The sequence below is a fragment of the Alysiella filiformis genome (assembly GCF_014054525.1).
In the GTDB taxonomy this organism is placed as follows: Bacteria; Pseudomonadota; Gammaproteobacteria; order Burkholderiales; family Neisseriaceae; genus Simonsiella; species Simonsiella filiformis.
Map to the genome: position 1 here is coordinate 2,192,020 of NZ_CP059564.1, position 12,198 is coordinate 2,204,217.

General features: G+C 43.1%; 12 protein-coding genes. All 12 read right to left on the minus strand.

Features of this window, described 5'->3' with window-relative positions:
• Positions 1 to 108: 108 nt before the first annotated feature.
• Entirely contained in the window at positions 109 to 822 is a 714-nt protein-coding gene (locus H3L97_RS10755; RefSeq protein ID WP_097114458.1) for a phosphoribosyltransferase, read from the minus strand.
• Between the two features lie 19 nt (positions 823 to 841).
• Positions 842 to 1,930 carry a tRNA (adenosine(37)-N6)-threonylcarbamoyltransferase complex transferase subunit TsaD gene (gene tsaD, locus H3L97_RS10760; protein WP_097114459.1) on the minus strand — a complete coding sequence of 363 codons (1,089 nt, stop codon included), beginning with the start codon at positions 1,928 to 1,930 and terminating at the stop codon, positions 842 to 844.
• 19 nt (positions 1,931 to 1,949) lie between these two features.
• Complete coding sequence (locus H3L97_RS10765) at positions 1,950 to 2,567, minus strand: 7-carboxy-7-deazaguanine synthase QueE (protein WP_097114460.1); 618 nt, start codon at positions 2,565 to 2,567, stop codon at positions 1,950 to 1,952.
• Positions 2,564 to 2,989 (minus strand): 6-carboxytetrahydropterin synthase QueD, encoded by a 426-nt coding sequence (gene queD, locus H3L97_RS10770; protein ID WP_097114461.1) that lies wholly within the window; start codon positions 2,987 to 2,989, stop codon positions 2,564 to 2,566. The genes H3L97_RS10765 and queD overlap by 4 nt, the downstream gene beginning before the upstream one ends.
• Positions 2,990 to 3,089: 100 nt before the next feature.
• On the minus strand, positions 3,090 to 3,968 hold the full coding sequence (gene argB, locus H3L97_RS10775) for an acetylglutamate kinase (RefSeq protein ID WP_097114462.1): 879 nt from the start codon (positions 3,966 to 3,968) through the stop codon (positions 3,090 to 3,092).
• A gap of 96 nt (positions 3,969 to 4,064) precedes the next feature.
• Positions 4,065 to 5,186, minus strand: coding sequence for a type III-B CRISPR module RAMP protein Cmr6 (gene cmr6, locus H3L97_RS10780; protein ID WP_097114463.1), 1,122 nt, complete (start codon positions 5,184 to 5,186; stop codon positions 4,065 to 4,067).
• Positions 5,179 to 5,694 carry a type III-B CRISPR module-associated protein Cmr5 gene (gene cmr5 / locus H3L97_RS10785; protein ID WP_224446349.1) on the minus strand — a complete coding sequence of 172 codons (516 nt, stop codon included), beginning with the start codon at positions 5,692 to 5,694 and terminating at the stop codon, positions 5,179 to 5,181. Before cmr5 ends, cmr6 begins: the two co-directional genes overlap by 8 nt.
• A gap of 7 nt (positions 5,695 to 5,701) precedes the next feature.
• Positions 5,702 to 6,586 carry a type III-B CRISPR module RAMP protein Cmr4 gene (cmr4, locus tag H3L97_RS10790; protein ID WP_097114465.1) on the minus strand — a complete coding sequence of 295 codons (885 nt, stop codon included), beginning with the start codon at positions 6,584 to 6,586 and terminating at the stop codon, positions 5,702 to 5,704.
• Positions 6,587 to 6,604: 18 nt separating this feature from the next.
• Positions 6,605 to 7,765, minus strand: a complete 1,161-nt coding sequence (locus H3L97_RS10795; protein WP_097114466.1) for a type III-B CRISPR module-associated Cmr3 family protein — start codon at positions 7,763 to 7,765, stop codon at positions 6,605 to 6,607.
• Positions 7,758 to 9,557: a type III-B CRISPR-associated protein Cas10/Cmr2 gene (gene cas10, locus H3L97_RS10800; protein WP_097114467.1), complete on the minus strand. Its 1,800-nt coding sequence runs from the start codon at positions 9,555 to 9,557 to the stop codon at positions 7,758 to 7,760. The genes H3L97_RS10795 and cas10 overlap by 8 nt, the downstream gene beginning before the upstream one ends.
• Before the next feature lie 10 nt (positions 9,558 to 9,567).
• Positions 9,568 to 10,920, minus strand: a complete 1,353-nt coding sequence (gene cmr1 / locus H3L97_RS10805) for a type III-B CRISPR module RAMP protein Cmr1 (protein ID WP_097114468.1) — start codon at positions 10,918 to 10,920, stop codon at positions 9,568 to 9,570.
• Positions 10,920 to 12,074, minus strand: coding sequence for a Card1-like endonuclease domain-containing protein (locus H3L97_RS10810; protein WP_097114469.1), 1,155 nt, complete (start codon positions 12,072 to 12,074; stop codon positions 10,920 to 10,922). Before H3L97_RS10810 ends, cmr1 begins: the two co-directional genes overlap by 1 nt.
• Positions 12,075 to 12,198 lie beyond the last annotated feature (124 nt).

Consider the following 12,198-nt stretch of genomic DNA (forward strand, 5'->3'; position numbering starts at 1 on the left):
TGCTAAAAAACATTTGTATTGCGGGTCTCTAAATCAACAACAACATTTACTAAGGAGACATTTGCTTAGTAATTGAATTTTATAAGTGTATGCCCACATTGTCAATCATCATGCTGGCACTTTGCCAAAAAGGGTTAAAGCCGCAATTTGTTGAACGCAATAAACCTGTTTCAACAAATCGGCAGCCTGTAACAAACTGCTGCCACTGGAACAAATGTCATCAACCAACAAAATGCGTTTTCCTGATAAATCAGGATTTTCCTGCTGATTCAATGCAAACGGCTGCACCCAACGCCGATATGCCACAGGTATGTGTTTCAATGAAAAAATGTCTTGCGCTGCGCCACATTTTTGCGTAATGATTTCATGAATTTTTTGATTTACCTTACCATTTTGATAAAGAAAATTCATTTCTTCTTGAATTTCGCCAACATGCTTTTTTCTAAAAATGTGATTCAAAACAGGTACATCATAATCAAATTGTGCCACCCAATCTTGGCAGATGCGGTGTGATGATGGCAACAAAACCAAATAATCAAATGGCAAATGATTTTGAAAATGCTGCCGAACACTTTGGGTGGCAATTTCGTAAAACATTGCCCGAAATTGCGGTTCAACCGATAAACCGTCCAGTTGTTTTAAACCATATAAAAAGGGGCAATTGTCCCCCAACACAGCAACTTGATTTTTGGAGCGACCACGCTTAAATCTGGGTACAACATAATACAAATCAACATCATGAGACAGTTGGATTTGGTGCAATGTTTGAGGTTTTTCGCTTGGCACGCATTGCACCGTTTGATGAACAATTTTGAATTTCATTCAATCCCATTCCCCATTTTCAGGCTGCCTGAACACCATCGCGCACAATTTCGCGCAAAGACCAACGCGGTTTCACATCAAATTGACCTGATGGTTCAGCCACTTGCACGCCATGCTGCAAACGCATTGCGCCTGCAAACGCCATCATCGCGCCATTGTCGGTACACAAAGGCAGGGGCGGGAAATGCGTTTTCACATTTTCACGCGGCGATTTGGGTGCTGCCTGAACCTGCAAATGCGACAAAATTTCACGCAATTTCCAATTCGCACCCACACCGCCTGCCACCACCAAAGTGCGAAAACCCGTTTGCAACAAAGCACGTTGCGATTTTGCCACCAGCACGTCCACCACCGCGTCTTGAAATGCGCGGCAAATGTCGTTGCGAACCGTTTCAGGCAGCGTATCGTGTGGCGACAAGCCCAATTCTGCGCGTGTTTTTTCCACAGCTGTCAAAACGGCGGTTTTCAATCCCGAAAAACTCATTTGCAAATCAGCGCTGTGCAACATGGGGCGCGGAAAATGGAAGGTTTCAGGCTGCCCCAATTTCGCATATTGCGACAAAATCGCCCCTGCGGGGTAGGGCAAACCCAATAATTTTCCTGTTTTATCAAATGCTTCGCCAGCCGCATCATCAACGGTTTCGCCCAACAATTCATAATCGCCCACGCCACGCACCGCCATAAATTGCGTATGCCCCCCCGACACCAGCAACGCAACAAAGGGAAATTCAGGCGGCTCATCAGCCAAAAGCGGCGAAAGCAAATGCCCTTCCAAATGATGAACAGGCAAAATCGGCTTGTTGAGCGCAAACGCCAAAGCATTGGCATAAGCCGCACCAGCCAACAATGCGCCCCCCAAACCCGGTCCTTGCGTGTAGGCAATCGCGTCAATATCGGCATATTGTACGCCCGCTTCATTGAAGGCTGCCTGCGTGAGCGGCACCAATCTGCGAATGTGGTCGCGGCTCGCCAATTCTGGGACAACGCCACCGTATTCAGCGTGCAAAGCCATTTGCGTGTGTAACTGATTGGCAATTAAGCCTTTTTCCGTATCGTATAATGCGACACCTGTTTCATCGCATGATGTTTCTATTCCCAATACCAACATGATTCATTCATCTCAATAACTAATCAATACCGCATAATTTATGTGTTTGAATACTTAATTGCCAATGTGGTTTTGCCACACGCGCATTCAATTTGCCCAATAAAGCAATGGTTTGCAACACATTCATTTCGCCATGGTGTTCGCATGGCGACAAATAATAACGTGGCGATTGAATTTTTTGCTCAATTTGTTCACAAAAATCAAACACATCATCGCCATCAACCACAATGCGGACTTCATCGGCGCGTTTCAGGCAGCGTTTTTCATAGGCTTGGGCATACAAACGCTTGGGGCTGGTGGCAACATAATCAATTTGCGCTGGCACATCTTTCAAGCCATTGGTTTCTATGGCAATAAAGTAAGACTCTGATTTTAATTGATTTAACAAAATTTCAATTTGGGGCTGTATGGTGGGTTCGCCGCCTGTGATGATGATGTTTCGTGCCGCAAATTGATGAACTTTTTGCATGATTTGCGATAAGCTCATGAAACCAAATTCATTGTAATTGGTGTCGCACCAATGGCAAGCCAAATTGCATTTACCAAAACGAATGAACACGCTGGGCATACCTGTGTTGTAGCCTTCGCCTTGTAATGTTTCAAAAATTTCCACAATGCGGTAAGTTGGTTCGCTCATTCGGCATACTCGCAATACGATGATGGGGTTTCCCACAAACGAATCAGGCTCACGGGCAAATCTGCTTGTGTTTTCAACACGGTAAATATGTGTCGTGCCATTTCTTCGGCGGTGGTACGGCTGGCAATGCCATAGGTTTTGGAATCCAGTTTATTTAATAAATCAGCCACTTGTGTTTCGCGTTCATTGGTGTTGTCGTAAATGAAGGCGTGGTCCATTTTGTCCAAAATATGTGTTTTGACAATGTCTTTCAAATCGGCAAAATCCATGACCATGCCTTTTTTTGCGCCTGTTTCGTGCAGGCTGCCTGAAACTTCCACTTGCAAAACATAGGTATGTCCGTGCAAATTTTGGCATTTGCCGTCATGACCGTCCAGCATGTGTGCCATGTCAAATGTGAATTGTTTGGCGGTTTTAAACATACTTTTCCTTTATGCAAAACGCGATTTTACGTTAAAAAAGGTTTTCAGACAGCCTTTTCATCATCAAAAGCTGCCTGAAAACCCATTTCAACATCAAAAATCATTCGCCCAAAATCATCGTGCCAATGCCGCTATCGGTAAAGATTTCCAGCAACAGCACATTGGGTACGCGACCGTCAATGATGTGAACCGCTTTCACGCCATTTTGTGCCGCTTCCAAAGCCGATGAAATTTTGGGCAACATGCCGCCACTCAAAGTGCCATCTTCCACCAAAGCATTGATTTTACTTGGACTTAAATTGGTCAGCAAATTGCCTTGTTTGTCCATCACGCCTGTGATGTTGGTCATGAGCACCAATTTTTCTGCATTCAATTCTTGCGCCAAACGCCCTGCCACCAAATCGGCATTGATGTTGAACGCCTCGCCATTTTCGCCCACGCCAATGGGCGCAATCACGGGAATGTAGCCATTTTGTGTGAGCTGATTGATGAGCGTGCAATCCATGCTGTCAATTTCGCCCACTTGTCCGATGTCCACGCCTTTTTGTTCGGGGGTGTCCACGGTCAATTTTTTGGCGCGGATAAAATGGCTGTCGCGCCCCGTCATGCCAATCGCTTTGCCGCCATGCTGATTCAGCAGCGACACAATTTCCTTGTTCACATGACCGCCCAACACCATTTCCACGATGTTCATGGTTTCGGCGTCGGTAACGCGCATGCCTTGCACAAATTCGCCCACTTTGCCGACTTTTTCCAGCATTTCATTGATTTGGGGTCCACCGCCATGCACAATCACGGGGTTAATCCCCACCAATTTCAGCAAAACAATGTCTTTGGCAAAGCCTTCTTTTAAATGCGGTTCGGTCATCGCGTTGCCGCCATATTTGATGACCAGCGTACAGCCCGCAAAGCGGCGAATATAGGGCAAGGCTTCTGCCAAAATGCTGGCTTTTTCGTGGGGGGGAATGGGGTTAGTCATATTTTATCTCTCTGAATTTGTTGATTTAAAAATCGGGCTTGGCGAAATGAATGTTCAGGCTGCCTGAAATGCCAAAGCAGCCTGAAAGGGGATTTATCAGCTATTATTTTTTTCACCACGCAATTTTGCCAACAATGCTTTGATTTCCTTTTCACGTTTCCCCTCAAACCATTTGGGCTGCTTTGCCTGTAAAACTGATTTGAACGCCAGTTTTTCAGCAATCCACTTTTGCTGTTTCAAATCAAAATCAGCATGGGCTTTTTCCAAAGCAGACTTAAACGCAACATATTTTTTTGAACCTTCTGTATCACTGGCAGTGTATTTTTTGCCGTCTAATGTTTCCAGCCATTCTGCAACCAAACGCTCATGCTCTGGCATGGCTGCCAATGCTGCTGTTTCTTCTTCTGCACGTTTTTTGGCTTGTTCCTCGCGTTGGGCATTGAAACGATTTTGCTCGGATTCATCAAGGGTAAAATACCCATACCCCGAAGCCGTCTTGCTGCCCATGCCTTGATTTTGCAACATTTCAAACAGCAACTGATTGGCAAAATTCGCCCAAGCCGTGTTATCGCATTCTACTACAAAATAGAAACTGCCTTGACACGCAATTTGTTGATTGGGAATGGGGTTTTCCATTTCATCGGCGTGTTCTTGTTTGCCATTGTAGTAATCTTGATGATGGGTGGTGATGATTTCGCCCACAAACGGCTTATTATCATTGGGTATCCACCAAGCATCGTGCCAAACCACAGCACCCGCATTGTCTTCATCGCCAAACAAAATTTGGCGGACATTTTCAGGCAGCCCGACTTTTTCGGCATAACTTGCCACTGCACCTTTCACACTTGAACCTGCCAACATCAGCATGCCGTAAGTGTGATGCGTGGTCAAGCCTGTTTCCAATGCGCCTGCGCTGCTCAAACCCGTGTACAGCCGCCCCACAATTTTGGCGGCAGTAACGGCAAAACGTTGCTCATCAGATGTGATGTTTTGCCAACGTTGATAGGCTTTGTAATACAGATTTTTCTCATCAGTGCTAATCTGAATTGCGCTTATCTTTTTAATTAAATCTGATTTAGTGGGTTTTTCACTGGCTGCATCGTATTTTTTCAAACCACGTTGTAATAATAAACCTGCGTGTGGATTTTTCAGGCTGCCTGAAAAGATTTCCTGCAAACTTGGGCGCATTAAATCAACATCTTTTGCGGTTTCACTCATTGGCTTTTCCTTTGTCTTTTTCGCTTTCCAATAAGGCTTGTGTGTAACGTTTCAAGCATGAACTCGCATCTAACGCCTTGCGCGTCAATAATTGGTATTCAGCTAAATCAGCTTGCAAAATTTTCTCATGCAGACTGTTTTCATCATATTTGTTTTGTTCATCGCTCAATAATTTAGCCAAATGTCGCAACAATAATAAATGCTCATTGACTTTCGTTTTTTTACTTTTATCTTTATCGTGTTTATTTTCGGCTGGTTCATTTTCTTTCAGGCTGCCTTTTGCCAATAAAAAACCAATCGTTTGACTTAAACCCGATTGCAAAATCATGCTTGGAAAATTTAGTGCCAATGTGCGATATTTGGCAGATAAAGATTGCGCCATTTTTAATGCTTTTTCATCGGATTCTTCATTTTTGAAATACTCATCTTTTAAATGAGTTGCCTGCATTTTTTCCACCAAAGGATAGGCAGCCTGCGCCATTTTTTGTGAACGAATATTGTTCATCATCGCCCCCTTATTGACCAATTAACAAACGACACAAACCACGTCCAACCGTGTGTTTGCCACCCAATTGAATGTGCAATTCTTTTTCAGGCAACAATTGGTTCAATTCATCTGCTGTTTTAGGATTTTTTCTGTCGCGTGAAACCGCCACACCAAACACGCCCCACAGCACAGTTTCGCAAGGCAAATTTTCTTCCGTCCACAACATACCTTTATCTACAATGCGTTTTTCGCGGTCAATTTTAATGCGTGTGCGGATTTCGGTTGCCGTATCAGCCAAAAATGAAAACACATCATCGGGCAAAATCACAAAGCGTTGGGTTAATTCTTGTCGCCAATTGTCTTGATTATCGGGATAAACGGCTTCCGCAATCTTTGCAGCCCATTCTTCTGCCAACTTATCCACTTTTGCATTCATGTCCAAATCTTCCAAAGCGATTTTGTTGCCGTCAATTAAAATCTGGCTGTCTGAAACGGTTTGTGCATCTTTGCTTGGTTGTGGCAATTTTGGAATATTGTCATCTCCTGTATTTTGCAAATCACGTTGATAACGCTTCAAAATAAATGGGCAAGTCGCATACGCCACCGTACCTGCAAACGAACGCACAGGCAAAAGCAATAAATGCGCATCGCCAAATGCCACAGCGCCCGCATTTTGATTTTCATCATTTGCAGATGCACCAAATAAGGTTTTAATATCTGATGTTTTTAATTTATTTGGCGATTTTTCATTTTCAAATTCATCGCGCAACACGCCTTTAATCGCCGAGCCTGCCACAATCGGCAAATTGGTCGCACGCGAACGCGCAATCGGTAAATCCACCGCACCCACACCTTGACCTGTACCAACGTGTAAAGCCGATAATGCGTGTAAATGAAATAAACGTGTTTTCATCCTTTCAACTCCTTGATTTTAAAAATTATTTTTCCACTCAGATACGGCAACAATGCCAAAACCATCGCGTTTGTCTTGTTCGTCATCGCAAGCCGACTGATATGCCAATTTTTTCAATTCAGATTCAATGTTAATTGATTGATTTTCTTCAATTTCAAACCAATACACTGCACCAGCCGCCACCGCTTTACGCATGGGTTTGGGGCGATGATTTGCCAAATCCCAACCCGATACAGGCTGCCAACGTTCCACCGCCGCCGCTTTCAGTTTGACTTTCAACGAAGTGTGGGGCAATTCGCCTATTAAATCATTTTCATTCAACCATTTAGGCAACCAACCTTGTGCAAAAATGGCTGGGGTAAGCAAAGTCAATTTGATGTAGCGACTGTTGATTTCAGGTAGCCTGAAAGTGTCTGCTGGCAATGCGACTTTTTGTAAATACGACAAACGACCCTCTCCGCCAAAGCGTACCAAATCATTGTCCTTTTGCAACACGCATTCGCTGGCAATCACAAAGCCCATTTGTGTGTCGTGCCAACCTGTGTGGTGGTCTTTTTTGGGGTTGGCAAAATCGTAGGCGGCAGTTTGGAAAAGCAAACCGTCTTGACTTGTGCCTGTTTCGCCGTCAATCGCCACATGGGTGCGGACTTCAATCGCGGGCAAAGTTGCACCATTTTTATCCACTTGCGCAAACGAAATGTTTTCGCCATTCAACCACGCTAAATAATCATCTAATGCCCAAAATGTTTTGCCGCTTGGCGATTTTTTTTGATTACCGTCCATTTGCACGGGTTGCAAATCGGCATGGGGTAAATCGCAACCGCAATCATCGGTGTGGCTCATGTCTTTTGGCGATAAGCGGATAATTTCTATTTGATTTGTTGCTTTGTTTTTCAAATAGATGGCATCGGCAGGTTTGGGCGCAAACAGTTTCAGGCTGCCTGAACCGTCTTTTTGCGCCAAAAACAAACCATTGCTGCGAATTTGTTTCAAACTTCCGCTGTCAAATTCGCCTGTAAAACCATCTTGCTGCTGTGCCGAAATTGTCCGCATCAAACCAGCCGCCGCCGAAGGCAATGGAAAAACAATGTCTTCCGTGTCCGACTGCGCCCCAAACGGCTTACCACTGCGAAACACCAAAGGCGCAAGCGCGTCTATCCAATAATATTGATTAGCCATTTTCTCTCCCTAAATCGCGTTGTGTTTTGGCGGCGAGCCAACGTGCGATGATGAGTTCAGTTGCTAAAGCATTCAAATCCCCATTCAAAGCATCAAAACGACACATCAAAATCGCTTTGGTTATTTTATCCAAAGGCTTACCCAGTGATGTTTGTGCTTTGTCCAACATTCTTTTCATTTCCGCAAAACGAATTTTCCCTAATAAATCGGCTTGTTCTTTTTCATTCATCTCATTTGGTGGAAAATCGGTACGCATAAAAATATCACGACAATCATATGCAACACGACTGCTTAATTTATGGGATTTATAACATTTAATCCAATACTTAAAATACCGTTGCGCTTTTTTATCGTCCCAACGCCAACGCATATCCGAAATTGAACCAGAACGAACCGCCAGCGTAATCCCCAAAGCATTGCGTGGTTGGGGGGCATTGTCGCCTTTGGCAATTTTCTCGGCACGTTTTGCCAGCGAACGAATATTGCCCAATGGATTTTGAATGTGGCAAATCGCCAAACCCACCGATAAAGTGGGGGTTTCTGCGCCCAATTGAGCAGAAATGGTTTTCAGACTGTCTGAAAATTGGTCTTTCAGCATTTTCGCGCTTTTCACGGCATTGTTTAATGAAGCCAAACCCAACACATCATCGCCCCCTGCGTAAATGTATTGCGCCCGATTTTCACGCATGATTTTGGGAACAAATTGTGCAAATACAGACAAATTTTGGCTAATGTCTTGATGATTTTCTTGGGTTTCGGCTTTATCCAACAATTCGCCCATGCGGTCGCCATCTGCCAAAAGCATGGCAAAATAAGGGCAGGGTTCGCCAAATTCGCGCCAAATTGGTTTTAAAGCAGCCTGCAAATCAATCAACAATCGATATGTTTTTTCATCTGCCTTAACCAATGCGGCATTCAAACGCGATGAATAACAAAATTGCGCGTCATACGGAAAATCATCGTAAATCCCTTTGTTGCCAAGAACACGGGTTGCCAACTCACTCTCAACCAATGATTTATAAGCTTTTTTTACCAAAGCAAAATTTTCATGTACTTTGATTTCATTAAGCCAATCATCTGCCGCCACGCGCGTAATGGGCGTAAATTGTTCAGGCGTGCCACACAAACGCTTAACCACACCAACACAATCCAACTGTTCCGATTGGCTTAAACCCAGTTTGTTACGCAAAGTTTTGCTGATGTTTTTTTCTTCAAGCAATACGGTTTCACGCGCACCGTCCAATGATGATTTGGGCAGAAAATCGCCAGTTTGTTGCGTAAAATCGCGTGTGGCTTTGCGTGCTGCCAATAATTGTGCGGCTTTTTGGCTGGCGTTCAAATACGCCTTGTTATCGCCATTATCATTTGAAATACGCGCCCACGCATATTGCACTTCCACATAATCATTTTTTTGCTTTTCCCAAATTTCTTGGCGTAAATCATTGTGATAATGACTCAAATTGTCCCATACCTTATCGGCAATCTGAATGAAATGAGCATTGGTAGCCGCTTTGGCTTGATTGGCAATTTCAGTTAATTGCGCTGCATTTTCGGCTTGAACCACCACCTGAATTTTGTTGCCAACAGAAAATTCGCTTTCAGGCTGCAAATCATCGGGATTTTCCACATAAGGGAAAATCAATTCTGCACCTTTGTCGTGCAAATTTTTTGCCACCGCTTTTGCCAATTCCGACAACAGCCACGACCCCGCCCACAAATCACGACTGCGTCTGGCAGAGGCAATAAAGCCCTGCACGGGTCCAATGGTAAAGGTTAAAACGTATGAATTCATTGTATTTTCCTTAATCTGACTGTTGTGTGGTGGGATTAGCAAAATAATTCATAAACGCGCTTAAAGGGTCTCCGCCACCATTACCAGCAATGGGTTTAATGTCATTGGCTTTGCCTTTATCCAAAAGAACAACGGGTCTCCTATTATTGTTATCTATTTTCAATTCCACTTGTAAATTAGAAAAATCATGTGGTAGCAATAATGCAGCAGCTTTCCATTGCCCATTTTGCAAAATGGGGCGAATAATTAAGGGGCTTGCCATGCGTTCTTTTCCAACTGGCTGCAGACTGGTATCACTTGGCTCACCACCATCAACAAAGTAAAAAATAATCGGCATACCAAACATCCCACGCGGAAATTGATTATTACCACCTTCATGCTCAGGTTTGTGTTGATTTGGATATTGATTGGTAAGACGGCGAATGGCATCGTGTTCTGTCCAACGGCTGCGACCTGCTGGTTTTCTAGCAGCTTTGGCTTCTGGGCTTGGCTCATTGCGCCCCACATTGACACCTTGACGGAAATCTCTTAAACGTTTTACCGCCAATTTCCATGCATCCATTGCGTCATTTGAATTTGAATTGGCAACCGATAATTTGCAATTTGCACCCTGAATTTCATCTATTGAAATCGCTTTTTGAATTTCAGGCAGCGTGCTTTTTTCCACCATAAATGCACCACAACCGCGTCTCGTTCTTGCCCCCATGCCTCCAAAAGTTGTCCACCAGCGCAAGGTTTCAATGACTTGTGATAAAGTATCTTGATATTTTTCAGTTAAAAATTGGTCACGGATTTCTTGACCGTTTTCTTTCTTTTTAGACCAAAAAATATCAGCATTTCTATCTAAATACCATTCCAGATCCCAAGTTAAATCCTTATCAATTAAATTGGTTTTATTTGGGTCATCTTCACTATCCATTGCAAATAATACATAGCTATTGGGCAATAATTCTTTATTTCTGTTTCTTAAACGCGTTTTTTTATCATTATCCCACTGATTAAAATAAGCAATTTTTTTTGGCGAACTGAATTGTTTAATTCGCAAAAAAACTGCACTGGCTTTACCACTTTCATCGCCATCATTCATACCGCCCCACAAAGCAAACTCTGCTTGGCGAATGTTTAAATTTTCAGGTAGCCTGAAAACTTTTTGCGAAGCCAATAATCGCCACCAAAAACGCAATTGCCCACGAATTGCCGTTACGCGAATGGGTTGCTGAATATCAGGTTCGGCAGATTTTACGCCACCGCCATACATGGGCGTAACCAAGCGGCATTGAATGCTTTCCCATTTCGGTACAGCAGCCTGAAAATCCGCCAAATTAGGTATCGCAATTTTTTCATCAATTTTTCGTAAGCTCATCACTTATTCCCTTTGTTCGTGAACCAATTTGCCAATTCTGTGCTTAAACCGCCCAAATCTTTGGTTTCCAAAATATGAATTTCCGAGCCATCAGCGCGTTTTTTCATGTATTTGGCTTTACCCGTTAAAGCGCGATAAGAAATTAGGGCTTTACGCGTTTTTAATCCACCCAACTTTTTCAAAGTTTCCAATTTATAAATGGGTTCATTTCTTTGGGCATTGCTTAAATGTTCTGATTGAAAATTGATGGTTTTGCATTCCAAAATATGCAAACTGTTGTTGTACATCACCACCACGTCCAATTCATTGCGGTTTTTTTCTTGCAAATCAACCGAATCAATTTGCACGCCCATGGCGCAATCTTGAATATTGGGGATTTTTTTCACGCAATCAAACACATACTCTTCAAACCAAGCCCCTGCAATATAATCTCGCGCGTCAATGCTTTCAAAACGAATCACATTATCTTTAAAGCTGGCTAATTGGTGTTTTTCCAAAATTTGAATCAAATAATCCAAATTTTGATTGTCCAAACGGTCTAATTGAATGGTTGTGGTTTGTGGGTTGTGTTCTTTGGCTTTGCTGATGGCAAAATTCAATGTGCCCAATACGCCACCTAAACTGTTTCGCGCCTGAATCAATTCTTGTGCAACAGGCAACCAGTTGGTATTGATTTGGCGTTTGGCTTTGCCTTCCAATACCGAAAAACCGTGCAAGGCAAGATAATCTTCAATGCGGATTTTGGGATTTTTGACTTCAACCATTTGGTCGGTATCCAAAATTTGGATTTGTCCTTTTTCTGTCCAATAGAAAACAGGATAGCCCAAATCGCTGAATGTTTTATACGCACCAATTGCCATCAATTTTGTGCCACCTGTAACATTGAGCGCGACTTTTTCTTTGTCTTCGTCCGCCAATAAATTCAACAAATGTTCGCCAATTCCTGCCGTATCATATTCATTTTCAATGTAAATTTGCTGCACTTGAATTTGGCAACGCTGTTTGATAACGTGTTCAAGCGCACTGGCATTTTGTCGCATTTTGGGTGTTACCACCAAAATCACTTTTTGCGGACGAAATTCTTCTGCCCAAATAGGCACCAAATTGGGCGTAGGCTGCCCAGAAACCAAACAAACATGAACGTCAAATTTCATTTTTAGAGCCTAAATTCAATAAAACAAATCTTAACATAAATTTAATCAAAATACCATTCATTCAGGCAGCCTGAGACCTTTGCAAAACTCCTAAAATTTGATTTTTCAAAATTTTAATATGTTG

What these genes read in the sequence shown, in the direction of transcription:
- H3L97_RS10755 (WP_097114458.1), bottom strand. Translation starts at nt 822, where the DNA reads ATGAAATTCAAAATTGTTCATCAAACGGTGCAATGCGTGCCAAGCGAA.
- tsaD (WP_097114459.1), bottom strand. Translation starts at nt 1,930, where the DNA reads ATGTTGGTATTGGGAATAGAAACATCATGCGATGAAACAGGTGTCGCA.
- H3L97_RS10765 (WP_097114460.1), bottom strand. Translation starts at nt 2,567, where the DNA reads ATGAGCGAACCAACTTACCGCATTGTGGAAATTTTTGAAACATTACAA.
- queD (WP_097114461.1), bottom strand. Translation starts at nt 2,989, where the DNA reads ATGTTTAAAACCGCCAAACAATTCACATTTGACATGGCACACATGCTG.
- argB (WP_097114462.1), bottom strand. Translation starts at nt 3,968, where the DNA reads ATGACTAACCCCATTCCCCCCCACGAAAAAGCCAGCATTTTGGCAGAA.
- cmr6 (WP_097114463.1), bottom strand. Translation starts at nt 5,186, where the DNA reads ATGAGTGAAACCGCAAAAGATGTTGATTTAATGCGCCCAAGTTTGCAG.
- cmr5 (WP_224446349.1), bottom strand. Translation starts at nt 5,694, where the DNA reads ATGATGAACAATATTCGTTCACAAAAAATGGCGCAGGCTGCCTATCCT.
- cmr4 (WP_097114465.1), bottom strand. Translation starts at nt 6,586, where the DNA reads ATGAAAACACGTTTATTTCATTTACACGCATTATCGGCTTTACACGTT.
- H3L97_RS10795 (WP_097114466.1), bottom strand. Translation starts at nt 7,765, where the DNA reads ATGGCTAATCAATATTATTGGATAGACGCGCTTGCGCCTTTGGTGTTT.
- cas10 (WP_097114467.1), bottom strand. Translation starts at nt 9,557, where the DNA reads ATGAATTCATACGTTTTAACCTTTACCATTGGACCCGTGCAGGGCTTT.
- cmr1 (WP_097114468.1), bottom strand. Translation starts at nt 10,920, where the DNA reads ATGAGCTTACGAAAAATTGATGAAAAAATTGCGATACCTAATTTGGCG.
- H3L97_RS10810 (WP_097114469.1), bottom strand. Translation starts at nt 12,074, where the DNA reads ATGAAATTTGACGTTCATGTTTGTTTGGTTTCTGGGCAGCCTACGCCC.